The sequence below is a fragment of the Massilia paldalensis genome, assembly GCF_044901715.1.
GTDB classification, from domain to species: Bacteria; Pseudomonadota; Gammaproteobacteria; order Burkholderiales; family Burkholderiaceae_D; genus Telluria; species Telluria paldalensis.
This window is the reverse complement of sequence record NZ_JBJCIU010000003.1, coordinates 576,674-601,109: the sequence shown is the minus strand read 5'-3', so window position 1 is coordinate 601,109 and position 24,436 is coordinate 576,674. Positions and strand designations below refer to the sequence as shown.

Genomic DNA, 24,436 nt, shown 5'->3' with positions numbered 1-24,436 from the left:
CATGACGCCGCCGGCGTCCGCACCATCCTCACCATTCGTACCATTCGCACCAATCTTGGAGACAGCGTGAGTCCAGATACCCAGCACGCCGCTGCCACGACGGGCAGCAGCCCTTCCCCGGTCACCATCCGCGACCTGGCCAAGTACGCCGGCGTCTCGACCGGCACCATTTCGCGGGCCCTGAAGAACGAGCCCGGCCTGACCGAAAGCACGCGCCGGATGGTGCTGTCGGCGGCGCACGAACTGGGCTACGATTTCTGCAAGCTGCGCCGCAAGCGCATCCGCCGCCTGACCTTCCTGCTGCACCGCCAGCACAACACGGCCGCCAGCAGCCCGTTCTACTCTCCCGTGCTGCACGGCGCCGAGGAAGCCTGCCGCAAGCAGGGCATCGTGCTGTCCTTCATGGCGGTGGGACCGGCCGACGGCGTCAACGAACAGCTGCGCATGCACGCGCCGGACGCCATCGTGTGCGCCGGCTTCTTCGAGCCGGAACTGCTGGAAGCGCTGCGCGCGACCGGCAAGCCGCTGGTGCTGATCGACATGAAGCTGCGCGGCTACAGTTCCGTGAACCCGGACAACCACATGGGCGGCTACCTCGCCACCCGCCACCTGCTGGGCCTCGGACGCGAACGCATCGCCATGATCTCCGGCCCCTTGAGCCACTACAGCGTGCGCGAGCGCAACCGCGGCTACCGCCAGGCGCTGTTCGAGGCCGGCATCCTGGCCGACCCGCGCCTGGACGTGTGCCTGGCCGACGGCGTCGACCTCGAGACCGCCACCTACGAGGCGATGCAGCAGCTGCTCGCCCTGCCCCATCCGCCCGACGCCGTGTTCTGCTACAACGACGCCGCCGCCCTCGTCGCCATGCGCTGCTGCCTGGCGCAGGGCCTGACCGTGCCCCACGACGTGTCCATCGTCGGCTTCGACGACATCTCGAGCGCGGTGCTGGGCCACCGTCCCCTGACCACGCTGCGCATCGACAAGAAGGAGCTGGGTGCGCTGGGCGTCGAGCTGCTGCTGCGCGGGGTGCAGGAACCGCCGCTCGAGAAAGTCTCCCCCGTCGAACTGATCGTGCGCGCCAGCACGGTCTGCGACGACTACCGCACGCGCCGCTGAGCGCGCCGGCGCCCGCCGGCTCCCACCAAAGGATCCACGACCCACGATGCTACCCGACTTCCATTCCCGCGCCGTGCTGCTGCAGCACATCCGCCATACCCGCAGCTTCTACGATCCGCGCTGCGTCGACCCGAGCGGCGGCTTCTACCACTTCTACAAGGACGACGGCACGGTCTACGACGCGCGCACGCGCCACCTGGTGAGCAGCACCCGGTTCGTGTTCAACTTCGCGATGGCCGCGCGCCAGTTCGGCGAAGCGGCCGACCGAGAGCGCCTGCAGCACGGGCTGCGCTTCCTGCGCGAGGCGCACCGCAACCCGGCCACCGGCGGCTACGCCTGGATGCTGGACTGGAACGCGGGAGAAAAGAAGGTCCTCGACGACACCAACCACTGCTACGGCCTGGCCTTCGTGCTGCTGGCCTATGCGCATGCCCTGATGGCCGGCGTGGACGAGGCGCGCCTATGGCTGGAAGAGACCTATGCATTGATGGAGCAGCGCTTCTGGGAACCCGCCCACGGCCTGTACGCGGACGAGGCCAGCGGCGACTGGTCGAAGCTGGACGGCTACCGCGGCCAGAACGCCAACATGCATGCCTGCGAGGCGATGCTGGCGGCCTTCGACGCCACCGGCAACGTGCGCTACCTGCACCGCGCCGAGACGCTGGCCCGCAACATCACGGTGCGCCAGGCCGCCCTGTACGGCAACCTGGTGTGGGAACACTACCGCAGCGACTGGAGCGTCGACCCGGACTACAACCGCGACGACAAGACCAACATCTTCCGTCCCTGGGGCTACCAGCCGGGCCACCTGACCGAATGGGCCAAGCTGCTGCTGATCATGGAACGCCACAAGGCGCACCTGGCCGGCCCGTCCGACTGGCTGCTGCCGCGCGCCAGGGATTTGTTCGACGCCGCGCTGTCGCGCGCCTGGGACCCGGAGCACGGCGGCATCGTCTACGGCTTCGCGCCGGACGGCGGCGTATGCGACGCCGACAAGTACTTCTGGGTGCAGGCCGAAAGCCTGGCCGCCGCAGCCCTGCTGGGGGCGCGCACGGGCGAGCAGGCCTACTGGGACTGGTACGACCGCATCTGGGCCTACAGCTGGGAGCACTTCGTCGACCACGAGCACGGCGCCTGGTACCGCATCCTCGGCCCGGCCAACGACAAGCTGACGGACGAGAAGAGCCCGGCCGGCAAGGTCGACTACCACACGATGGGCGCCTGCTACGAAGTCCTGACGGTGCTGGAGAAGGCATGATGGCGGCCCGGGATTTCCCCGTCTTCGTCGCCGCCGGCGAAGCCCTGACCGACATGATCGTCACGGATGCCAGCGCGACGCGCTGGACCAGCATCACGGGCGGCTCGACCTGGAACGTGGCGCGCGCGATGGCCGCGCTGGGGACGCCGAGCGCATTCGCCGGCGCCATCAGCCGCGACGTGTTCGGCGAGCAGCTATGGCAGGCCAGCCTGGATGCGGGGCTCGACCCGCGCTTCGTCCAGCGCCTGGACAAATCGCCGCTGCTGGCGATCGTGCACCGGCTCGACCCGCCCAGCTATTTCTTCGTCGGCGACGACAGCGCCGACCTGCACTTCGATGCGGCGCTGCTGCCGCCCGGCTGGGACGGGGCGTGCCGCTGGGCCCATTTCGGCGGCATCAGCCTGGCGCGCCAGCCGCTGGCCGGCAAGCTGGTGGCGCTGGCCGAGGCGCTCAAGTCGCGCGGCGTGCGCATCAGCTACGACCCGAACTTCCGCGCCATCATGGACGAGGAGTACGACGCCACGCTGGCGCGCATGACGGCGCTGGCCGACGTGGTGAAGGTGTCGGAGGAAGACCTGGCCGGCCTGCTGCGCACCCAGGACCTGGACGCCGCCTTCGCCCGGCTGCGCGCCTGGAACCCGGACGCCTGCTACCTGTACACCAAGGGCGCGCAGGGCGCGTCGCTGCACTGGAAGGACGCCGCGTGGGAAGTGGCGGCGCCCGTCATCACGCCGGTCGATACCGTCGGCGCGGGCGACGCCAGCATCGCGGCGCTGGCCTGGAGCATGCTGCACGCCCCGCAGCGCGACGGCCTGGCGCACCTGCGCTTCGCGGTCGCGGCGGGCGCCGCGGCCTGCCTGGCCGCAGGGGCGACGCCGCCGGCGCTGGCGGTCATCGACGGCCTGCTGGCCGGCATGGATGCGGGACGGCGCGCCGGCTGACGCTCAGCGCTTCGGCCTGAAGAACTTCAGCACGCCGCGCGCATTGGCCTTGAACGTGTAGTCGATCTTGGCCATCTGTTCCTCGAGGGCTTCGGCCAGCACGCTGGACGGGCTGGGCGGCGGCAGGTGCAGGTGGGCGTCGGCCTCGCCGTATTCGCGGCGGATCTCCATGCCGGCCTTTTTCGCGATGTGCATCATCGTGCGGTTCGACGACAGGCACTGCATGTACAGCGTGTCGACGTCGACGTTGCGGCAGTGGACGGCGGCGCGCTCGAACAGGCGCGTGCCGACGCCCTGCCCGCGCGCCGACTTCGATACGGAGACGCCGAATTCGGCCACCTTTTCCTTGTCGGTGTAGTGGATGCTGTCCGGGTGCGCTTCCTTCGACGTGAACGCGAGGTGGCCCACGCCGACCACCTGGAACGTCGGGTTGTAGACGCCGAACACGATGTCGCGCTCGAAATCGAGCTTGTCGACATAGGCGACGATGCCTTCGTCGGCCAGTATGCTGCCGAAGCGCAGCAGGCGGTCATCCTTGTCGAGGGCCAGGAAATGGCGCAGCACGCGGCGCCGGTCGCGTCGGGACAAGGCCTTGACCAGCACGGTCCGGCCGCCCTTCCTGGCGGCAAGGCTCTTCAGCCAGCGCCGCAGTGGATTGTCCTGCATGGTGCTCTTTCCGTTTTTGTGCGTCGCAGCAATCCCGCTATTGTAAAGGATCGCTCAGGGACGCGACGCCCGCTCGGCCAGCGCCGCATTGGCGTCAGCGACGGCAGCGACCCTGGCCGCGTGCACCGCCTGCGGGATCCGCGCGCGGTCGTCCGCGCAGCGCGCCGCGACGGCGCCCGCATCCACGCCGCGCGCCGCTTCCAGCGCGCGCGCCAGGCGCGCCGCCTGCGCACCGTCCGCGCCGGACGCCAGCAGCATGTCCAGGAAGCGTTCCGGCTTGCGGAAAGCGTCGCTGCGCTCGCACAGCGCGACGAGGGCTTCGGCATCCAGTTCCTGCGCGCGGTGAATCTCGCCCTGCTCGCGCGCCGTCAGGACAGCCAGGTCGCGGCAGTCGGCCGGCACGCGCAGGCGTTTGCTCAGCGCGGCGATCGCCTGCGGGTCCAGGTCGCGCACCAGCACGGCGAAGCGCACGGGCAGCGACGAGGCGCGCGCCGCCGCGGCGTCGATGCGCTGCGCCAGCATGGCGCTCCACACCGCGTCCAGTTCGGGCAGGATGCGCGCCAGCGCGCCGCTGTCGCGCAGCACGGCGAACATGCGCGACGGCGTGTCTTCCATCAGGCCGCGCGCCACTTCCTGCCACACGCGTTCCGGCACCAGCGCGTCGACCTCGCCCTCGTCCACCATGCGCCGCATCAGCGCGTTGGTCGTGTCGGCCACGCGGAAGTCCGCAAAACGCGCGGCAAAGCGGGCCAGGCGCAGGATGCGCACCGGGTCTTCGGCGAAGGCATCGGACACGTGGCGGAAGACGCGGTCTTCCAGGTCGCGCCGGCCGCCGTAGGGGTCGACGATGCTGCCGTCGGCGGCGCGCGCCATCGCATTGATGGTCAGGTCGCGGCGGACGAGGTCGTCTTCCAGCCTGACGTCGGGCGCCGTGTGGAATACGAAGCCGTGGTAGCCGGGCGCCGTCTTGCGCTCGGTGCGCGCGAGCGCGTATTCCTCGTGCGTGTCCGGGTGCAGGAACACGGGAAAGTCCTTGCCGACGGGGCGGAAGCCCTGCGCCACCATCTGTTCCGGCGTGGCGCCGACCACGACCCAGTCGTGGTCCTGCACCGGCAGCCCGAGCAGGGCATCGCGGACGGCGCCGCCGACGACATAGGCCTGCATCGTCATCAGCCGGGCAGGTTGTCTTCGTGGCCGGCCGCGATCTCGGTCTCGCGCAACGCTTCCTCGACCCAGCGCGCGACGGCCGGATGGGCCAGCACGCGGTCGCAATACGCCTGCGCGGCCGGGGCCAGCGCCACGCCGTAGGTTTTGAAGCGCGTCACGACGGGCGCGAAGAAGGCGTCGGCGATGGAAAAGTCGCCGAACAGGAAGCGGTGGTGGCCGAACCGCGCCAGGCACTCTTCCCAGATCTCGCAGATGCGGCCGATGTCGGCCTGGCAGCCCGGCGTGCGGCCGCGGCCCGGCAGGCTGGCCTTGATGTTCATCGACATGGCGTTGCGCAGGTCGGGAAAGCCCGAGTGCATCTCCGCCACGACGGAGCGCGCCAGCGCGCGCGCGGCCACGTCCTGCGGCCACAGGTGCTTGTCAGGGAATTGCTCGGCCAGGTATTCGCAGATGGCGAGGCTGTCCCAGATCGTCATCTCGCCGGCCAGCAGCACGGGCACGCGGCCGGCCGCGGAATAATTGGCGATGTTGGCGGCCGTGTCCGGCTGGTCGAGCAGTACGCGCACTTCGGTGAACGGGATCCCGGCGGCGACGGCCGCCACCCAGGGCCGCATCGACCACGACGAATAATTCTTGTTGCCGATGACGAGGGTCAGGCCGGCCGAGCGGGCGTTGTCGAGGGTTTGCGTGAGGGTGGGATCGAGTTCGATGGTCTGCATGGCGTAAGGAATGGGTGACGGTTCAGCGCCCGGCGCGGGCCCCGAAGACGCCCGGGCGGCCGGTCGGCGACAGGTATTGCGGCGCGACCGCTTCGAGCGGTGTGACTTTGATTCCCAGCGCCTCCGCTGTCAAGGCTTTTGTGGACGCGCTGACAACATTATCGACCCGCATCGAGTCGAGGTTGTCGCGCGTGAGAATGGGTTCGCCCGGCAGCATCTCGAACAGCAGGGCCTGCAGGCGCGCCAGGCCGTCGGGCAGCGCCAGCACGCGGCGCTCGTGGCCCGCATAGCGCCCGGCCAGGCGCACCAGCTCGGCCAGCGTGTACACCTGGGGGCCGCCCAGCTCGACGGTCTTGCCGGCCGTGGCGGGGTCGAGCAGCGCGCGCACGAAGGCTTGCGCCACGTCGTTCACGTACACGGGCTGGAAGCGCGTCCGGCTGCCGGCCAGCGGGATCACGGGAACATGCCGCTGCAGGCGCGCGAACGTGTTCAGGAAATTGTCTTCCGGGCCGAACACGACCGAGGGACGGAAGATCGTGGCGGCGACGTCGGGCCGGCTCGCCGCCGCCAGTTCGCCGTCGGCCTTGGAGCGGGAATACATCGACGGGCCGTGGCGGTCGGCGCCGAGCGAGCTCATGTGCAGGTAGCGCGGCACGCCGCCGGCCGCGCAGGCATCGACGAGGCGGCGCGGCAGGTCGACGTGGAGCGCCTTGAAGTCCGGACCATAGGGGTCGCCGCGGCGCGAATGCAGGATGCCGACCAGGTTGATGACGGCATCGCGCCCGGCCACGAGGCGGCGCAGCGCCGCGTCGTCGCGCAGGTCGGCGGCGACGATGTCGACGCCGGGCAGCGGCATCAGGTGCATCGCGTGCGTCTCGTGGCGCGCCGCGATGGCGATCGCCATGCCGTGCTCCGACAGCCGTGCCGCCAAATGACGACCGATGAAACCGGTCCCGCCGAATACCACCACCGACGATGCGCGCATGGGAACCTCGCTAGGGCAGGCCGATGCCGTTGCCACGCGGCGTGATGGTACCCAGCCGGGCCTTGAGCGACTGGGGACGCTTGTCGAACAGCGCCGCGTAATTCGTCGCGTTAGACATCACGTTGCGCACATAGGTGCGGGTTTCCTCGAAGGGAATGGTTTCCACGAACACCGCCCCTTCCATCGGCGCATCCAGCAGGCCGCGCCAGGTACGGGCGCGGCCCGGACCCGCGTTGTAGGCGGCGGTGGCCAGCACCTGCGAGCCTTCGGCATTGCCTAGCACCATGTTCAGGTAATTGGTGCCGAGCGTGATGTTGGTGCGGATATCGTGCAGCATGTCGTGCGCGTAGTCGGACAGGCCGATCTTGTCCGCCACCCATTTTGCGGTGGACGGCATCACCTGCATCAGGCCCGAGGCGCCGACGCCGGAACGGGCATCGGTGATGAAGCGCGATTCCTGGCGGATCAGGCCATACACCCAGGCGCGGTCCAGGCCCAGGTTCCTGGCGGTGGGCTGCAGGATGTCGTCGTGCGGCGCCGGGAAGCGCTGGGTATAGTCGAACTCGGTACGGGTGCGCTCCGAGGTATTCACCATGCGGTCCAGGATGCCGTTCTGGCGCGCGTAATCGGCAGCGGCCAGCAGCTGGCGCTCGCTGAAGTTGCTCACGGTCCAGTTCCATTCGCGCGTGCCTTCGAAGCGCATGCGCATCGCGAAGAACTTCAGCGCGCGCTTGAAGCCCGGATCGGCGCTCACCTGGGCCAGCTCGGCCGGCGTCGGCGGCATGGCGGCGGGAGGAATCGTGACCTGCATGCCCAGCTCGTCCATCGCCAGCTGGCCATAGAAATTGTTCTGGCTGGCGATCTGGCGGAACAGCGCCTGGCCATCTTCCTTGCGGTCCTGGGCCACCAGCGCACGGCCCAGCCAGTAGGTCCAGGCGCCCTGCTGCTGCTGTTCCGGCGGCATCGACTCGATGGTGGCGCGCACCATCTTCCAGTCGCCGCGGCGCAGCGCGATGCGGGTCTTCCATTCGCGCTGGTAGGCCGACAGCGGCGCATTGGCCGCCTGCTGCCAGTAGCCGTAGGCTTCCGGCGCCAGCGTCATCGACGCGGCCAGCGCCACGTTCGACCAGCCGATCGCCCGTTCCTCGGCCGACAGTTTCGATGCGTTCTTGTTCAGCGCCACCGTCGCCAGCTTCAGGCTCGTCCTCGCCATGCGGCCCAGCGCCACCAGGTAGATCTCGTGGTCCAGGCGCGAGTCGCCCACGCCGCGCGCCATCGCCACGGCGGGCAGGTCGACGGCCTGGGCCGCGCGCGCGTCGGAACCGCCCAGCAGCAGCGTGGTACGGCGCGCCGGTCCCGTGGCATGCTGTTCGCCGGCCAGGCGCAGCTGGGCAAGCAGGTCGGCGGTGGTAAATTGCCCGGACTGGGCCAGCTGGGCGATCAGGGCCGCGCAGGCTTCGCCGTACAGCGGCGGATTGTCGAGCAGGGTGCGCGCTTCGGCAGCGACATTCTGTCCCTTGCTGGCGCGCGACAGCAGCGCATAGCATTTGACCTGGTAGTCGTCGTTCTTGACGAACAGGGGCAGTTCGCGGTCGAAGTTGAACCAGTCGCGCTGGCGGCCCAGCTCCAGCAGCCAGTCGTTGCGCATGCGGTCGGCGATGGCGCTGCCTTCCCAGCGTTTCAGGAAGGCCAGCACCTCGGGCGGCGATGCGTCGCGCAGGCGCGGTTTGAGCCGATAATAGTCGACGTAGGAAGGAATCGGGTAATCGGGCAGGCGCGCCGCCAGTTCCGCCGCCTTGTCGGCATCGCCCTTGCGCGCCGCTTCCCTCAATTGCGCGAACAAATCGTCCTGGACATCGGACGACGACGCCGGCGCGAGGATGGCGACATTGCCGCCCGGCGCGACCGGCGCGGCGGCGGAAGGGGTAGCGGGGGCAGCCGGCTGGGCCTGGGCGGCGACAGGCGCCGGGAACAGGGTGGAGGCGGCAAAGGCGGCGGCTAAGGCGGCAGCTAAGGCGGCGCCGGTAAACAGTTTCTGCGGGAACATCAAACCAATTTTCAAGAGAGGCTTCATTTCATCCATGACCGGCGAATCAAGAATAACACGCGACCCCGACCATCAGCCAGAACCGGACGCGAATCACCAGCAGATGGCGAAGACGGCGTTGCGCAAGGCACTCAGAACCGCACGCGGGGCGCTCGACCCGGCCGTCAAGGTCCAGTGGGATGCGCACATCGGCGCCCAGGTCGTGGCCTGGTGGCGCCTGCGCCAGGTGGCGGCGCTGGGCGTGTACTGGCCGCTGGCCGGCGAACCCGACCTGCGTGCCGCCTATGCCGAACTGCATGCGGCTGGCGTCCGGCTGGCGCTGCCCGTCGTGATGGAACGCGACGCCCCGCTCGCCTTCACCCACTGGACGCCGGGCGAAGCCATGATCCCGGACGAGATGGGGGTGCAGGTACCGGCCGAACTGCGCTTCGTCGAACGCCCGCCCGCCCTCCTGATCCCGTGCCTGGGCTTCAATGCCGACGGCTACCGCCTGGGCTACGGCGGCGGCTACTACGACCGCACCCTGGCCCCCGCGCCGCGCCCCCATACGCTGGGCATCGCCTACAGCAACCAGGAAGCTCAGTTCTCGCATGCGCCGCACGACGTGCCGCTGGACGTGATCGTGACGGAGGCGAGCCGCGTGACCTGAAGCGGCCGACGGCGCGCCGTCGATGCGACGATGCCCGCGCAGCCGGTCGGCCGGGCGGGCATCGTCATGGCGCGTGCGGCGGTCGGCCGAAATCAGCCGATCAGGCGCTGGCAGATCGCGGTGGTCGCCGCGGCCTGGTTCATGCTGTAGAAGTGCAGGCCCGGCACGCCGCCGGCGATCAGGCGCTCGGCCAGGCCGCTCACCACGTCCAGTCCGAAGGCCTTGATCGAGGCGGAATCGTCGCCGAAGCTGGCCAGCTTGAGGCGGATCCAGCGCGGGATCTCGGCGCCGCACATGTCGGAAAAGCGCATCAGCTGCGTGTAATTGGTGATCGGCATGATGCCGGCCACGATGGGCACGTCCACGCCCAGCTTGCGCACGTTGTCGACGAACTGGAAATAGGCGTCCGGATTGTAGAAATACTGGGTGATCGCGGCATTCGCGCCCGCCTGCACCTTGCGCGCGAACGCCTGCAGGTCGTCCTGCGGCGAACGGGCCTGCGGATGCATCTCCGGATAGGCCGCCACTTCGATGTGGAACCAGTCGCCCGTCTCGGCGCGGATGAATTCGACGAGGTCGCTCGCATAGCGCAGTTCGCCCGCGCCGCCATAGCCGCTGGGCAGGTCGCCGCGCAGGGCGACGATGCGGCGGATGCCCTTGGCCTTGAATTCGGCCAGGATCGCCCGGATCGAGTCGCGGGTCGCACCGACGCAGGACAGGTGCGGCGCCGCAGCGTGGCCTTCGGCCTGGATCTCGAGCACGGTCGACAGCGTGCCCTGCTGGGTGCTGCCGCCGGCGCCGAAGGTCACCGAGAAGTATTTCGGGTGCAGCTCGGCCAGTTTCTGGCGCGCCGCACGCAGTTTTTCCGCGCCCTCGGGGGTCTTGGGCGGGAAGAATTCGATGCTGATGTCAGGGGTTGCCATCTTTATTCAACAATAAGGTGGAAAGCGCCCACGAAATGATGCTGTACAGGATCGCCGCGATGAAGGCCGACCAGAATCCGGCCACGTGGAAACCTTCGACGAGCTGGGCGACGAGCCAGAACAGCAATGCGTTGATGACCAGGATGAACAGTCCAAGCGACAGCACCGTGACGGGCAGCGTCAGGACGACCAGCACGGGACGGATCAGGGTATTGACCAGGCCCAGCACCAGCGCGGCCACGAGGGCGCTGCCGACATGGGTAATGGTCACGGAGTGCATCAGGTAAGGCAGCGCCATCAGGGCCGCGGCATTGATCAACCAGGTCAGGAGCAAACGCATATCGTGTCTTTCGTGAGGGCGAACGGGTCCGGGGCGCCAACATCATGGGCGCCATATCACGCAAGAGATTACCAGAAGACCAATAAAACATGCCGGTTGGCTGTCCGGCATGCCAACGTAGGGTGGGCACGACGTGCCCACCGAACGACGAACCGATCAGTAGCGGTAGTGCTCCGGCTTGTACGGACCTTCCTGGCTCACCGAGATATAGGCGGCCTGCTCTTCGGTCAGCGTGGTCAGCTGCGCGTTCAGCTTCTTCAGCTGCAGGCGCGCGACCTTCTCGTCCAGCTTCTTCGGCAGCGTGTACACGCCGACCGGGTAGGCGGCCGTGTTGGTGAACAGCTCGATCTGGGCGATGGTCTGGTTCGCGAACGAGGAGCTCATCACGTAGGACGGGTGGCCCGTGCCGCAACCCAGGTTCACCAGGCGGCCTTCGGCCAGCAGGATGATGCGCTTGCCGTCCGGGAAGATCACGTGGTCGACCTGCGGCTTGATGTTTTCCCACTGATACTTCTTCAGCGCGGCGACTTCGATCTCGTTGTCGAAGTGGCCGATGTTGCAGACGATGGCCTGGTCCTTCATCTTCTGCATGTGCGCTTCGGTGATCACGTGGTAGTTGCCGGTGCAGGTGACGAAGATGTCGCCGTGTTCGGCGGCGTAGTCCATGGTCACGACACGGTAGCCTTCCATCGCCGCCTGCAGCGCGCAGATCGGGTCGATCTCGGTGACCCAGACCTGGGCCGACAGGGCGCGCATGGCCTGGGCCGAGCCCTTGCCCACGTCGCCGTAGCCGGCGATGACGGCGATCTTGCCGGCGATCATGACGTCGGTCGCGCGCTTGATGCCGTCGACCAGCGATTCGCGGCAGCCGTACAGGTTGTCGAACTTCGACTTGGTGACGGAGTCGTTGACGTTAATCGCCGGGAAGGCCAGCTTGCCTTCCGCGTGCATCTGGTACAGGCGGTGCACGCCGGTGGTGGTTTCCTCGGTCACGCCCTGGATTTCCGGCAGGCGCTTCGAATACCACTGCGGATCGACGGCCAGGCGGCCCTTGATCGCGTTGAACAGGCAGACTTCCTCGTCCGAACCCGGCTTGTCCAGCACCGAGATGTCCTTCTCGGCACGCACGCCCAGGTGCAGCAGCAGGGTCGCGTCGCCGCCGTCGTCCAGGATCATGTTGGCATGATTGTCGCCCGGCCATTCGAAGATGCGGTGGGTGTATTCCCAGTACTCGTCCAGGGTCTCGCCCTTGACGGCGAACACGGGGGTGCCGACCGAGGCGATGGCGGCGGCGGCGTGGTCCTGGGTCGAGTAGATATTGCACGAGGCCCAGCGCACTTGCGCGCCCAGCGCTTCCAGCGTGCGGATCAGCACGGCGGTCTGGATGGTCATGTGCAGCGAACCGGCGATGCGCGCGCCCTTCAGGGGCTGGCTGGCCGCGTATTCCTCGCGGATGGCCATCAGGCCCGGCATTTCCGTTTCGGCGATGCGGATTTCCTTCTCGCCCCACGACGCGAGGGAGATGTCGGCAACGAGGTAATCCTGGGTGGTGTTTTTGAGTACGGCGCTCATCACGCCCTCCTTTCAAGTTAAGAAAAAAGTAACGTGAGCGCGGTGTTGATGATCCGAGCCTGGCGAAAGAGGACTCTTTCGTCGCAACGCTCCTCGGAATTCATAAGTTTAGCATGGGTGGCGATGGATCTGGCCACTCCTTGTACGTATACGCAACGAAAATTGGGTCCCTGCCTGCGCAGGGACCCATTTGACGACCCGACAGTTACGCCAGGCCAGCCGCAGCGCGTAGCGCCGCCGCCTTGTCGGTGCGCTCCCAGCTGAACTCCGGCTCTTCGCGGCCGAAGTGGCCGTAGGCGGCGCTCTTCTGGTAGATCGGGCGCAGCAGGTCGAGCATCTGGACGATGCCCTTCGGGCGCAGGTCGAAGTGCTCGGCCACCAGTTCGGCGATGCGGTCGTCCGAGATGACGCCCGTGCCTTCGGTGTAGACCGTGATGTTGATCGGCTTGGCCACGCCGATCGCATAGCTCACCTGCACCTGGCACTGGCGCGCCAGGCCGGCGGCCACGATGTTCTTGGCGACGTAGCGGGCGGCGTAGGCGGCCGAACGGTCGACCTTGGACGGGTCCTTGCCGGAGAACGCGCCGCCGCCGTGCGGTGCCGCGCCGCCGTAGGTGTCGACGATGATCTTGCGGCCGGTCAGGCCGCAGTCGCCCTGCGGGCCGCCGATGACGAAGCGGCCGGTCGGGTTGACCAGGTAGCGGGTGTCCTGCAGCCATTCCTTCGGCAGCACCGGCTTGATGATCTCCTCGATCACCGCTTCCTCGATCTGGCTGTGCGACACTTCCGGCGCGTGCTGGGTCGACAGCACGACGGTGTTCACCGACACCGGACGGCCATTCACGTAGCGCAGCGTGACCTGGGATTTCGCATCCGGGCGCAGCCACGGCAGGCGGCCGTCCTTGCGCAGCTGCGACTGGCGTTCCACCAGGCGGTGCGCGTAGTAGATGGCGGCCGGCATCAGTTCCGGCGTTTCGTCGCAGGCGTAGCCGAACATCAGGCCCTGGTCGCCCGCGCCCTGGTCGAGGTCGATGCCGGCGCCTTCGTCCACGCCCTGGGCGATGTCCGGCGACTGCTTGTCGTAGCAGACCATCACGGCGCAGCCCTTGTAGTCGATGCCGAAGTCGGTGTTGTCGTAGCCGATGCGCTTGATGGTATTGCGCGCAACTTGAATATAATCGACGTTTGCGTGCGTCGTGATCTCCCCGGCCAGCACCACGAGGCCCGTGTTGCACAGGGTTTCGGCAGCCACGCGCGCCGTCGGATCCTGCTCGAGGATGGCGTCGAGGATGGCGTCGGAAATCTGGTCTGCGACCTTGTCGGGATGGCCTTCCGAGACAGACTCAGAAGTGAAGAGGAAGTCGTTCGAAGACAATTGGAGGCTCCTGATACTGTTAAATAATTGCCGCAGTACCAATGCCCTGCGACGCTTTAGCGATATTTATATTCCGCTTCGCAAGTTGTCATTAACTCCGCGGATCCTGCTCAAAGTGGTATTTTACGCTCCTTAAAAAATTTTGGTGTAGCAAGGCATCGCTTACCCGTCCTGAATCAAACCATGCTCGTTCTTTTGTTTCGCTTCCTGTCAGTGTTCCCGCTGCCCGTGCTGCACGCCCTCGGCGCGGGACTCGGCTGGCTGGTCTATCTCGCTTCCCCCTCCTACCGCCGGCGCCTGCGCGGCAATCTGGCGCTGGCCGGCTATGAAGACCGGCTGTCGGCCGCGATCGCCGAATCGGGCAAGGCCATCGCCGAGCTGCCGTTCGTCTGGTGCGCGCCGCAGGAACGCGTCACCCGCCACGTCACGATGGAGAATTGGGAACTGGTCCAGCGCCAGCTCGACTCTGGCAAAGGGATTGTATTTTTGACGCCACACCTGGGCTGCTTCGAGCTGACCGCCCAGCAAGTCTCGCTGCGCGTCGAGTTGACGGTCATGTATCGTCCGCCGCGCAAGAGCGCGCTCAAGCCGCTGGTCGAGGATGCGCGCGCGCGCCAGCACATGCACCTGGCGCCGGCCACCCTGTCCGGCGTGCGCATGCTGGTCAAGGCGCTCAAGGGCGGCCAGCCGGTCGGCGTGCTGCCCGACCAGGTGCCGCAGGAAGGCGAAGGCGTGTGGGCGCCCTTCTTCGGCCGCGACGCCTACACGATGACGCTGCCCGCCAAGCTGGCCCAGCTCGGCAAGGCCGACATCCTGCTCGTGTATGCCGAGCGCCTGCCGCGCGGACGCGGCTATGCGATCCGCTTCGTGCCCTTCGAGGGCCAACTGTCCGGCAGCCAGGCCGACCAGGCCGCCACCATCAACCGCGCGATGGAACAATTGATCGCGCGTTGCCCCGCCCAGTATTTCTGGAGCTACAACCGCTACAAGCGCCCCCAGGGCGTCGATGCACCGCAAGCCGAGGTCGCTCAATGAGGTTCCTGATTGCCCTGCTGTGGCTGCTGCATTGGCTGCCGCTACCCATCCTCGGCCGCATCGGCACCGCCGTCGGCAGCCTGATGTATTACGCCATCCCGAAACGACGCCGGATCGCCCTGATCAACCTGCGCCTGTGCATGCCCGAACTGAGCGAAGCCGAACGGGTGGACATCGCCAAGCGCCACTTCCAGAGTTATTCGCGCAGCATCCTGGAACGCTCGCTGATCTGGTGGGCGCCGATCCCGCGGCTGCGCCGCCTGATCCACGTCGAACCGGCGGTGCCGCAGGCCGAGATGGAAAGCGGCCCGACCATCCTGCTGTGCCCGCATTTCGTGTGCCTGGACGTGGCCGGCGTCGCCGCGCGCGTGATTCCCGTGGCGACGATCTATTCGCCGCAGAAGAACAAGGCCTTCGACGACCTGCTGCGCTACGGCCGCGAGCGCTTCGGCCCCGTGCGCCTGTTCACCCGCACCGACGGCGTCAAGCCGATCCTGCGCGCGCTGCGCGACGGCCTGCCGTACTTCATGCTGCCGGACATGGATTTCGGCGAAAAGGATGCCGCCTTCGTGCCCTTCTTCGGCATCCCGGCCGCGACGCTGACGGCGCTCGGCCGCCTGTCGGCGGCGGCGAATGCCAAGGTCATCCCCGTCGTCGCCACTTTCCTGCCAAACTACAAGGGTTACCGCGTCGTGTTCTATCCGGCCTGGCAGGATTTTCCCGGCGACGACATGATCGCCGCCACGCGCAGGATGAACGCCTTCATCGAGGAACGCGTGCGCGAGCATCCGGCGGAGTACTTCTGGACGCACAAACGTTTTAAAACGCGCCCGCCCGGCGAGCCGTCGTTCTACGATTGAGCATTATTGAGGATGTTTAGGACATGAAACTGAAGTTCACAAAGATGCACGGCGCGGGCAACGATTTCGTCGTCATCGATGCCGTCAACCAGGCGCTCGACCTAGGTCCGGAACAATGGCGCCGCCTGGCCGACCGCCGCTTCGGTGTCGGCGCCGACCAGATCCTGATCGTCGAACGCCCGACCGAGGCGGATTGCGACTTCCGCTACCGCATCTTCAACAACGACGGCGGCGAAGTGGAACAGTGCGGCAACGGCTCGCGCGCCTTCGTGCGCTTCGTGAGCGACAAGGGCTTGACGGACAAGCGCAGCATCCGCGTGCAGACCATGGCCGGCATCATCACGCCGCGCCTGGAAGACGACGGCAGCGTGACGGTGGACATGGGCGCGCCGATCCTGGAACCGGCGCGCGTGCCCTTCGACAGCGCCGGCCTGGACGGCGTGGCCCAGGGCCGCGACACGCTGTGGCCGCTCGCGGTGCGCGTCGGCGGCGAGGAGCGCACGGTGCTGGTCTCGGCCGTCTCGATGGGCAATCCGCACGCGGTCCAGGTCGTCGACGACGTCGATACGGCCCCCGTGGCGGAGACCGGTCCGCAGATCGAACACCATCCGCGCTTCCCGAAACGCGTCAATGCCGGCTACCTGCAGGTGCTGGACCGCGACCACGTGAAGCTGCGCGTGTTCGAGCGCGGCGCCGGCGAAACCCTGGCCTGCGGCACCGGCGCGTGCGCGGCGGTCGTGGCCGGCATCCGGCGCGGCCTGCTCGACTCCCCCGTCGCGGTGCAGGCGCGTGGCGGCCGCCTGACCATCCGCTGGGACGGCGAAGGCCAGCCGGTGTATATGAGCGGGCCGGCCGAGACGGTGTTCGAGGGCGAGATCGAGATCTAGTCCAGGGAGTCATCGAAGGGTCATCGCAGGGGTCAGAGCCCGGTGTTGCTTCTAAAAGGGCTCTGACCCCGGAGTTGCCTGCCGTTGATTAGCCGGGGTCGGCTTTGCGGCTGAACACCCACGGCCAGGGTTCTTTCGGCTTTGCGGCTGAACACCGGGGTCAGAGCCCCTTGAAAGAAGAACCGGGCTCTGACCCCTGCCTGAGCCGCTTTAAAAGAAGAACCGGGCTCTGCCCCCTGCCTACGCCGCCAGCGAATAATCCGCGTCCACATCCTCCGGCAGCAAGCTGCGCAGGCGGTACAGGCGCTGGCGGTAATTTCCTTCCGTGCCACCCGGACCGCAGTCGATCCCCTCGAACAGCAGCCGCGCGCGGTCGAGCAGTTGGCGCTCCTGGACCGTATCGACCAGCACGAGACGGCGCCGGCTGCGCCCGTAGCTGGCGCGGATGTCGATCACGAGGCAATGGCCGCGATCGGCACCGCACACGTCCAGCAACAGGGCCTCGGCCCGGCTGAGGCCGAACGCCAGCGCCAGTTCCAGCCGCGCCGCCAGCAGCGGATGGGCGGACAAGTCGCGGCCGGCGAGCAAGCCCGCCAATCCCTTCCAGGCATCCGGCGGGCGCGGGGCGATCTTGCGCACGGCGACATTCGCCTTCGGGCAGCCCTGGCGCGCGGCCTGCTGCAGCCAGAACAGGGCACGCACGTCGTTGTTCTCGTTCTCCCGGCGCGCCCGCCAGGCGGCATTGCCGCATTCGAGCTGGGCATCGCGGTAGCCCATGCCGGCCGCCTGTTCCAGGTATTTTTGCGCCTCCACGACATTGCGTTGGGAAAATTCCGGCTTGATATAGATGCGCGACAGCGCGTACCAGGCTTCGGCCAGGCCCTGCTCGCCGGCCTGCGTCAGCCAGCGCACGGCCTTCTTGAAATTGGCCGCCCCGCTGCCGCCCGGGATGCGTTTGCCGTCGATGCGCATGCGCGCGCACCACAAGCCCAGCGCCAGCTGGGCATGGCGGTCCTGCTCGGTCGCCGCCAGCTCCCAGAAGCGGTGCAGTTCGGCCGGCGCGACGTCGTGCGCCGCCTCGTTGGCGGCCACCAGCCGGGCGCAGCGTGACAGCAGCAGCACCTCGTCGGGCGCCAGGCGGGCGGCGGCGCGGCCCTGGGCAGCCTCGGAACCGGCCAGCGCGCGCGCCAGCGGCAGGGCGCGTGCCAGGTAGGCGGCGCGGTCGCCGCCTTCCCAATCCTGCTCGAGCTGGGCGAACTGCGCCGGCTCGAGCCCGTTGTCGGCCGCTTCGCGCAGCCAGCGCCTGCCGGCGGCGGCATTCGGCACCGGGGCCGCGGCGGAAACGGAGGCGGAAACGAACGCGGGCGCGGGGCCGGACGCGGCGGCCTGCTGCTGCGGTGCCTGCGGCTCGGCGGCGATACCGTGCTCGCGCGCCAGCAGCCACTGCGCTTCCGGGAAGCCCGCATGGGCCGCTTCCTCGAGGGCGCGCAGGGCCTTGCTGCGCTGGACGGCCGCCAGTCTGGCGTCGCGGGTCCCGAGCACCAGCTGGGCATAGACGAGTCCCGCGCGCGTGAGACCGTTGTCGTAGGCGCGCTCGTACCAGAGCGTCACCGGTTGCGGGCTATGGCGGGCCAGGTCGAGGGGGATATGGTTGCCGATGAGTTCCCAGGCCTCGGCGCAGCCTTGCTGGGCGGCCCGGTCCAGCCAGTGCAATGCCGTGGGCAGACTGCGCGGCAGGCCGGCGCTGCCGAACAGGTACAGCCGGCCCAGCGCCAGCTGGGACTCGGCACGTCCGGCCCGCGCAGCGCGGATCACTGCCAGTTCTTCGCGATTTGCCATCGTTCTTTGTTTGTATGCAAGAGACGTCGAGAAAATGCGCGCAGAAGCGCACGGATGGGCTCCAATGAACTCATCTGGAGCAGGTTTCGACGGCAGAGATGTCGGATGGCCCAGAGTCTAAAGCCGCGCCGGTGCGATTCGTTTGCGATTTGTCGAGCCTTTGAGCGGGCACAAATATGACCATGTCACACGCCTGAAATGATGCCTCATAGAAACTATTACTAATCTGAACTTTGTTACCTCCTCATGACGGACGCGTTTCGAAAATACAACAGCACGATTGGTTTTATTGGCTTTCGACCAAGTGCAACGGTCATAATTAACCAATCCACCAATCTTGACGCATCAAGCAGTTAGGGTTCAGACATCCGAGTGTTCAGAAATTAATAAGAATCTCAATGCTCTCCGGATTCCTGCGATTCATTTTATAAGGATATAACTAGATGAAAAAATCACTCTTGGCAGTCGCTCTGCTGGGCGCATTCGCCGGCGTAGCACACGCTCAAACCTCGGTTCAGATCTACGGTAACATCGACGTCGGCGTCAACAAGAGCTCCGGCCAGACCCTGAACATCGGCAAGCGCGCTGCCAACACCCTGGGCTTCAAGGGGACTGAAGACCTGGGCAATGGCCTGAAAGCACTGTTCCAGATCGAAATGCGCTACGAGCCGGACACCGGCACCACCGAAAACGGCAACAACCGTCCGCTGTTCCAGGGCCAGAGCCGCGTCGGCCTGCAGGGCGACTTCGGTATGGTCCGCCTGGGTCGCGGCCTGACCCCGTACCAGGAAATCGTCGGTTCGTTCGAACCGTGGCACGGCCTGCCGAACCAGGCTGGCTTCTATACGGACATCTCGGTCGCCGGCTTCGTGTCCGCTCCGCTGGATGCCCGCTACGGCAACGGCACCCCGGGCTCGGCCAACCAGAACCGTATCTCGAACGCGATCTTCTATAACTCGCCGGTCGCAGGCGGCTTCCAGGTGAACGCATCGTGGGCCTCGAAAGAAGCCAACGGCGGCGCAGCCATCACCGGCCAGGGCGCCGGCGCGGCATCGTACGCTGCGAACTCGCAGGCTTCGGTGAACCCGTTCTCGGTCGCCGGCACCTACAACAACGGTCCGGCAGCAGCGATGCTGGCCTACGAGCGCAACGGCGTCGAAAGCAAGATCTGGTCGGGCGCCGCATCGTACGCCGTGACCGATCAACTGAAGCTGATGGCCACCTACTCGAAGCAGAACCAGGAGCACATCAACACCATCCGTCCGGATACCAAGGGCTGGGTGCTGGGCGCAACCTACGCCGTCGGCCAGGGCAAGATCCTCGCTGGTTACGGCCAGAAGGACCAGGACAACTCGGTCGCCAAGACCAAGCAGATGTCGCTGGGCTACGAGTACAGCCTGTCGAAGCGTACCTACCTGTACATCGACGCATCGCGCAAGAAGGACATCATCAACCCGGTCACCGGCGGCCTGGCTGGCGTCCCGACCGTCAACTACTACGACGTGGGTATCAACCACTCGTTCTAATCGCGATACGAGCGCGGGGCCTCGCCCCGCCAGTGCGATCCGCAAGGGCGGACCCGGGCAACCGGGTCCGCCCTTGTTGCATTTGGCGCCACGAGCCACGGTGCTCGTCCGATCCGCGCCACACGATGCCGCTCCCTTGAACAAGCTTAAACGCGGCACTGGCGCAGGCGTCCATGCTGTGCGGGTAGACGGCCAGGCGTCCCGCCGCCGCTGCCTTTTCAAGGAGGAGCGATGAACAAGTCCCTGCGCGCCGCCGCCATCTGCACCGCCGCCCTGCTGCCCGCCGCGGCGCCGGCCCAGACCAGCGTCCAGATCTACGGCATCGCCGACGCCGGCGTGATGTGGCAGCGCGGCTCCTCGCCCAAGATCATCAGCGGCGGCGCGGAGGGTTCGCGCCTGGGCATCAAGGGCAGCGAGGAACTGGGGCGCGGTCTGAAGGCCATCTTCAACCTCGAGGCGCGGATCGAACTCGATACCGGTACCCAGTGGCCCACGCTGGTCAACGAAAACCAGGGCTACTACCTCACGCGCGGCATGGAGGCCCTGCCCGCCCCCATCCTGGCCGCCGTGCGCCGGTCGCTGCAGCCGCCCGGCGGTCCCGCCGTGAATCCGGAGCGGGCCTTGTTCGACCGCACCGCGATGGGCGGGCTGGTCACACCGTTCGGCGCGATCCTGCTGGGGCGCATGGTCACGCCCGGCTACGAAGTGTTCGCCGCCGCCGACGCCTTCGAGGTGGGCACGGGCGGTACCTGGGGCAGCGTCACGGGAGGCACGGCCGGCTTCACGGCGCTGGGCGCCGACATCCGTTCCCAACGCGCCCTGCAGTACCGCATCGTCCTGCCCTCCGGCCTGGGCGGGTCGGTGATGGTGGCCGGGCGCGGCTCCGGCTACCTCGGCCTGTACAACAAGTTCTGGGGCGCGGCGCTCACCTACAAGGCCGGCCCCTGGGACGTGGGCGTGGGCCACAACCACGGCTACGACCCGCGCGGCGCGCCGAGCCTGCGCTCGACCACGATCGGCGGTTCCTACGCCTGGGAAGACTGGAAATTCTTCGCCGGCTGGCACGACCAGCGCAACCGCAACTCGGCCTGGCTGCCGACCTATATCGCCGGCTGGGATGCGCAGATCGCGCCGGCGCTGGCGCCGCTGGGTCCCGCCACCGCGGCCGCCCTGCGCGCCGTATTCGTCGACAACATCACGGTCAACAGCCAGCAGGATGCGGCCAGCGTGCAGGTCGGGCTGCAGTACCGGCGCGGGCCGGGACGCATCGTGGCATCGGTCGCGCACCAGGACGACCACACGCCGTCCGACAGCGACGCTACCCTGTTCGCGCTCGGCTATAACTACTACCTGTCCCGGCGAACCGACATCTATGCGGTGGCGTCCTTCATCAGGAACGACAACGAGGCGCAATACAGCCCGGCGACGGCGGGCTCGCCGGGCGGCTTCACCAAGTTCCCCGGCGAAGACGGACGCGCCTTCCAGCTCGGCGTGCGGCACCGGTTCTAGGCGGGCAAAGCGTGGCGCCGGCGCCCCGTTCGCCAGGTTTTTATGGGTCGCGATCGTTGCGGTCAGGTAAAATGAGCGACCAACTTTTGCAACACGACCCACGCAGCAATGAGCGCTCTCCTGGATTCCACCGCCGTCGCCCAGTACCTGGCCGACCACCCGCAGTTTTTCGAAGAACACGCCGCCCTGCTGGGCGACGTCAAGCTGTCCAGCCCCTTGACCGGCCGCGCCGTGTCGCTGCAGGAACGCCAGATGGAAGTCATGCGCGCCAAGTACAACGCGCTGGAGCTGCGCATGGCCGGCCTGGTGCGCCATGCCGAGGAAAACGCGGCGATCGCCAACCGCTTCCACGGCTGGACCCAGCAATTGCTGCGTACCCATGACACGGCCGCCATGCCGGCCGCCGTTGCGGAAGGCCTGGTCGAACACTTCATCGTCCCGCAAGCGACGCTGCGCCTGTGGAACCTCGCGCCGCAGCACGAAGGCAGCTGGTACAGCGCAGGCGTCAGCGACGACGCCCGCCTGTTCGCCAGCAGCCTGCGCGCGCCCTACTGCGGTCCGAACCGCGATTTCGAAGCGGTGCGCTGGCTCGAGAACGCGGACGAGGTCCGCTCGACCGTGCTGCTGCCGCTGCGCGCCGGCGGCACCGCCTTCGGCCTGCTGGTGCTGGGCTCGAACGATCCGGAACGCTTCGGCGCCGCGATGGCGACCGATTTCCTCGTCCACATCGGCGAGACCGCCAGCACCGCGCTGGCGCCGCTGCGCGCCTGATGGACATCGCGGCCGCCGACGCCTGGTCCGGCCGCTACCTGGCCGAGCTGGCCACCCAGCGCCAGCTCTCGCCGCACACGATTGCCGCCTACGGGCGCGACCTGGCCGAACTGGCCCGCCTGGCCGGCCATGCCGACTGGGCGCGCCTGACCCACGCCGACATCCGCCGCTTCACCGCCAGGTTGCACGCCGACGGCCAGAACCCGACCTCGATCGCCCGCAAGCTGTCGGGCTGGCGCGGTTTCTTCGAATGGCTGTCGCGCCAGGTGACGCTGTCGGCCAACCCGGTCGAGGGCGTGCGCGCGCCGCGCCGTCCGAAACGCCTGCCGAAGGCGCTGGCCGTGGACGATGCCGTGCAATTGATGGAACACCATGCGCACGGTCATCCGGACCCTGCCGAGCTGTGCAACCGCGCCATGTTCGAACTGCTGTACTCGAGCGGCTTGCGGGTGTCCGAACTGGCGGGGCTCGACGTGCGCTACGTCGCGGCCGGCGCACAGGCACCGGCATCGCTCGGCTGGCTGGAAGCGGATGGCGGCGAAGTCGTGGTCACCGGCAAGGGCAACAAGATGCGCCGGGTGCCGGTGGGCGGACCGGCGCGCGCCGCGCTGGCCGCCTGGCTGGCCGTGCGCCCGCCGGCGCGCGACGGCAGCCAGGCGCTGTTCCTGAGCACACGCGGCACCCGCATCAGCCCGCGCGTCGTGCAGCAGCGCCTGAAACTGCATGCGCAGAAGGCCGGCGCCCCGGTGCACGTCCATCCGCACGTGCTGCGCCACTCCTTCGCCTCGCACTTGCTGCAATCCTCGGGCGACTTGCGCGCCGTGCAAGAATTGCTCGGCCACGCCAGCATCATGTCGACCCAGGTGTATACCTCGCTCGATTTCCAGCACCTGGCGGCCGTCTACGACAAGGCGCACCCGCGCGCCAAGCGCAAAGGCTGAGCCAACACGGTCGCATCCGTCGCTGGTGGTGACATTCCGTAAATTCCGGCATAATCCATCGATTCTCCGGAGCCCCTCGGGGCCCTTCTGATTGGATTGCGACATATGGAATTGATCCCGAGCACTATCCTGACCGGCTTCCTCGGCGCCGGCAAAACCACGCTGCTCAACCGTATCCTGCAGGAGCAGCACGGCCTGCGCATCGCCGTCATCGAGAACGAATTCGGCCAGGAAAACATCGACAACGAGATCCTCGTGCAGGATCCGAGCGAACAGATCGTCGAGATGAACAACGGCTGCATCTGCTGCACCGTGCGCGGCGACCTGATCGTCGCCCTGACCAACCTGGCCAAGAAACGCGAGGCCGGCGAACTGCACTTCGACCGCGTCGTCATCGAGACCACGGGCCTGGCCAATCCGGGCCCCGTGGCCCAGACCTTCTTCGTCGACGAGGAAGTCGGCGCCCACTACCTGCTCGACGCCGTGGTGACCGTGGTCGACGCCCGCCACGCCATGGACCAGCTGGACCGCCACGAGGAAGCCCAGCGCCAGGTCGGTTTCGCCGACAAGATCCTGCTGTCCAAGACCGACCTCGTGGATGCCGCCGCGCTCGACGCGCTCAAGGCGCGCATCCGCCGCATCAATCCGCGCGCCCCGATCAGCACGTCCGACTTCGGCCGCGCGCCGATCGGCGAGGTGCTCGACCTGCGCGGCTTCAACCTGAACGACAAGCTGGAACTGGATCCGGATTTCCTCGCAGCCGACGAGCACGACCACGACCACGAACATGGCCCCGGTTGCGGCCACGATCATGAGCATGATCATGTGCATACCGAGGCCTGCGGCCACGGCCATGACCACCACCACAGCCACCACACGGACGACATCGCCGCGTTCGTGTTCAAGAGCGAGCGCGCGTTCGACCCCGAGCGCCTCGATCAATTTCTGGGCAGCATGGTGCAAGTGTTCGGCCCGAGCATGTTGCGTTACAAGGGCGTGCTGCTGATGGCCGGGGCGGACCGCAAGGTCGTTTTCCAAGGCGTGCATCAAATCATGGGCAGCGACCTGGGTGCAAAGTGGGCGGAAAACGAGGCGCGTGGCAGCAAGATGGTATTTATTGGTAAAAATTTACCGCAGGACGTCTTTATTCGCGGATTAGAACAATGTTTGGTATAAACTAGCCCGGTTCTATGGACTGAATAGCCCTGTCACACGGAAAGACAGGGCAGGTGCGAAGGAGTTCGCGCCTAAACGGTAGCCACCCGCGCGCACAACTCAGCAATAGGGTCAGCGCCGAGTTAGCTGTTAAA

At 67.3% G+C, this 24,436-nt stretch carries 22 protein-coding genes and 1 riboswitch; of the genes, 12 read left to right on the top strand and 10 right to left on the bottom strand.

Annotated features, from left to right (window positions below):
• Positions 1-66 precede the first annotated feature (66 nt).
• The 3 genes from ACI1V7_RS17440 to ACI1V7_RS17430 are packed head-to-tail and all read left to right on the top strand — an operon-like array spanning position 67 to position 3,315.
• Positions 67-1,116, top strand: coding sequence for a LacI family DNA-binding transcriptional regulator (locus ACI1V7_RS17440; protein WP_404533064.1), 1,050 nt, complete (start codon positions 67-69; stop codon positions 1,114-1,116).
• Between the two features lie 46 nt (positions 1,117-1,162).
• Positions 1,163-2,374 (top strand): AGE family epimerase/isomerase, encoded by a 1,212-nt coding sequence (locus ACI1V7_RS17435; protein WP_404533063.1) that lies wholly within the window; start codon positions 1,163-1,165, stop codon positions 2,372-2,374.
• Complete coding sequence (locus ACI1V7_RS17430; RefSeq protein ID WP_404533062.1) at positions 2,371-3,315, top strand: carbohydrate kinase family protein; 945 nt, start codon at positions 2,371-2,373, stop codon at positions 3,313-3,315. The genes ACI1V7_RS17435 and ACI1V7_RS17430 overlap by 4 nt, the downstream gene beginning before the upstream one ends.
• A 3-nt stretch (positions 3,316-3,318) precedes the next feature.
• Here ACI1V7_RS17430 and ACI1V7_RS17425 read toward each other — a convergent pair whose 3' ends face one another.
• From ACI1V7_RS17425 to ACI1V7_RS17405, 5 genes are read right to left on the bottom strand one after another with little or no spacing between them, the layout of a single operon-like run.
• On the bottom strand, positions 3,319-3,981 hold the full coding sequence (locus tag ACI1V7_RS17425; protein ID WP_404533061.1) for a GNAT family N-acetyltransferase: 663 nt from the start codon (positions 3,979-3,981) through the stop codon (positions 3,319-3,321).
• Between the two features lie 54 nt (positions 3,982-4,035).
• Positions 4,036-5,145, bottom strand: a complete 1,110-nt coding sequence (locus ACI1V7_RS17420) for a multifunctional CCA addition/repair protein (RefSeq protein WP_404533431.1) — start codon at positions 5,143-5,145, stop codon at positions 4,036-4,038.
• A 5-nt stretch (positions 5,146-5,150) separates the two neighbouring features.
• On the bottom strand, positions 5,151-5,867 hold the full coding sequence (locus ACI1V7_RS17415; protein WP_404533060.1) for a glutathione S-transferase family protein: 717 nt from the start codon (positions 5,865-5,867) through the stop codon (positions 5,151-5,153).
• Positions 5,868-5,889: 22 nt separating this feature from the next.
• Complete coding sequence (locus tag ACI1V7_RS17410) at positions 5,890-6,852, bottom strand: complex I NDUFA9 subunit family protein (protein ID WP_404533058.1); 963 nt, start codon at positions 6,850-6,852, stop codon at positions 5,890-5,892.
• A 10-nt stretch (positions 6,853-6,862) separates the two neighbouring features.
• The gene (locus ACI1V7_RS17405) at positions 6,863-8,899 is read right to left on the bottom strand and encodes a lytic transglycosylase domain-containing protein (protein WP_404533057.1); all 2,037 of its coding nucleotides are present in this window, start codon (positions 8,897-8,899) and stop codon (positions 6,863-6,865) included.
• Positions 8,900-8,933: 34 nt separating this feature from the next.
• On the opposite strand from ACI1V7_RS17405, the gene ACI1V7_RS17400 reads away from it, so the two are divergent.
• Entirely contained in the window at positions 8,934-9,548 is a 615-nt protein-coding gene (locus ACI1V7_RS17400; protein ID WP_489672319.1) for a 5-formyltetrahydrofolate cyclo-ligase, read from the top strand.
• Positions 9,549-9,640: 92 nt separating this feature from the next.
• On the opposite strand, the gene metF is transcribed toward ACI1V7_RS17400, so the two are convergent.
• The 4 genes from metF to metK form a co-directional block, all read right to left on the bottom strand.
• Complete coding sequence (gene metF, locus ACI1V7_RS17395; protein ID WP_404533054.1) at positions 9,641-10,471, bottom strand: methylenetetrahydrofolate reductase [NAD(P)H]; 831 nt, start codon at positions 10,469-10,471, stop codon at positions 9,641-9,643.
• Positions 10,458-10,811 (bottom strand): phage holin family protein, encoded by a 354-nt coding sequence (locus tag ACI1V7_RS17390; RefSeq protein ID WP_404533053.1) that lies wholly within the window; start codon positions 10,809-10,811, stop codon positions 10,458-10,460. Before ACI1V7_RS17390 ends, metF begins: the two co-directional genes overlap by 14 nt.
• 156 nt (positions 10,812-10,967) lie before the next feature.
• Entirely contained in the window at positions 10,968-12,383 is a 1,416-nt protein-coding gene (gene ahcY / locus ACI1V7_RS17385) for an adenosylhomocysteinase (protein ID WP_404533052.1), read from the bottom strand.
• A 28-nt stretch (positions 12,384-12,411) separates the two neighbouring features.
• Positions 12,412-12,484, bottom strand: a riboswitch (S-adenosyl-L-homocysteine riboswitch).
• A 104-nt stretch (positions 12,485-12,588) separates the two neighbouring features.
• On the bottom strand, positions 12,589-13,758 hold the full coding sequence (metK, locus tag ACI1V7_RS17380) for a methionine adenosyltransferase (RefSeq protein WP_290415245.1): 1,170 nt from the start codon (positions 13,756-13,758) through the stop codon (positions 12,589-12,591).
• A 183-nt stretch (positions 13,759-13,941) separates the two neighbouring features.
• On the opposite strand from metK, the gene ACI1V7_RS17375 reads away from it, so the two are divergent.
• From ACI1V7_RS17375 to dapF, 3 genes are read left to right on the top strand one after another with little or no spacing between them, the layout of a single operon-like run.
• Positions 13,942-14,793, top strand: coding sequence for a lysophospholipid acyltransferase family protein (locus ACI1V7_RS17375; protein ID WP_404533051.1), 852 nt, complete (start codon positions 13,942-13,944; stop codon positions 14,791-14,793).
• Positions 14,790-15,653 carry an LpxL/LpxP family acyltransferase gene (locus ACI1V7_RS17370; RefSeq protein ID WP_404533050.1) on the top strand — a complete coding sequence of 288 codons (864 nt, stop codon included), beginning with the start codon at positions 14,790-14,792 and terminating at the stop codon, positions 15,651-15,653. Before ACI1V7_RS17375 ends, ACI1V7_RS17370 begins: the two co-directional genes overlap by 4 nt.
• Positions 15,654-15,676: 23 nt before the next feature.
• On the top strand, positions 15,677-16,540 hold the full coding sequence (dapF, locus tag ACI1V7_RS17365; protein WP_404533049.1) for a diaminopimelate epimerase: 864 nt from the start codon (positions 15,677-15,679) through the stop codon (positions 16,538-16,540).
• Between the two features lie 240 nt (positions 16,541-16,780).
• Here dapF and ACI1V7_RS17360 read toward each other — a convergent pair whose 3' ends face one another.
• Positions 16,781-18,379: a tetratricopeptide repeat protein gene (locus ACI1V7_RS17360; RefSeq protein ID WP_404533048.1), complete on the bottom strand. Its 1,599-nt coding sequence runs from the start codon at positions 18,377-18,379 to the stop codon at positions 16,781-16,783.
• Positions 18,380-18,822: 443 nt separating this feature from the next.
• Here ACI1V7_RS17360 and ACI1V7_RS17355 point away from each other — a divergent pair, with 443 nt between their 5' ends.
• The 5 genes from ACI1V7_RS17355 to ACI1V7_RS17335 all read left to right on the top strand — a co-directional run bounded on the left by ACI1V7_RS17355 (position 18,823) and on the right by ACI1V7_RS17335 (position 24,302).
• Positions 18,823-19,905 carry a porin gene (locus ACI1V7_RS17355; protein ID WP_404533047.1) on the top strand — a complete coding sequence of 361 codons (1,083 nt, stop codon included), beginning with the start codon at positions 18,823-18,825 and terminating at the stop codon, positions 19,903-19,905.
• A 231-nt stretch (positions 19,906-20,136) separates the two neighbouring features.
• On the top strand, positions 20,137-21,414 hold the full coding sequence (locus tag ACI1V7_RS17350) for a porin (RefSeq protein WP_404533046.1): 1,278 nt from the start codon (positions 20,137-20,139) through the stop codon (positions 21,412-21,414).
• A gap of 108 nt (positions 21,415-21,522) precedes the next feature.
• The gene (locus tag ACI1V7_RS17345; protein WP_404533045.1) at positions 21,523-22,185 is read left to right on the top strand and encodes a DUF484 family protein; all 663 of its coding nucleotides are present in this window, start codon (positions 21,523-21,525) and stop codon (positions 22,183-22,185) included.
• On the top strand, positions 22,185-23,126 hold the full coding sequence (gene xerC, locus ACI1V7_RS17340) for a tyrosine recombinase XerC (RefSeq protein ID WP_404533044.1): 942 nt from the start codon (positions 22,185-22,187) through the stop codon (positions 23,124-23,126). The genes ACI1V7_RS17345 and xerC overlap by 1 nt, the downstream gene beginning before the upstream one ends.
• Before the next feature lie 105 nt (positions 23,127-23,231).
• Positions 23,232-24,302 carry a CobW family GTP-binding protein gene (locus tag ACI1V7_RS17335; protein ID WP_404533043.1) on the top strand — a complete coding sequence of 357 codons (1,071 nt, stop codon included), beginning with the start codon at positions 23,232-23,234 and terminating at the stop codon, positions 24,300-24,302.
• Positions 24,303-24,436: the final 134 nt, after the last annotated feature.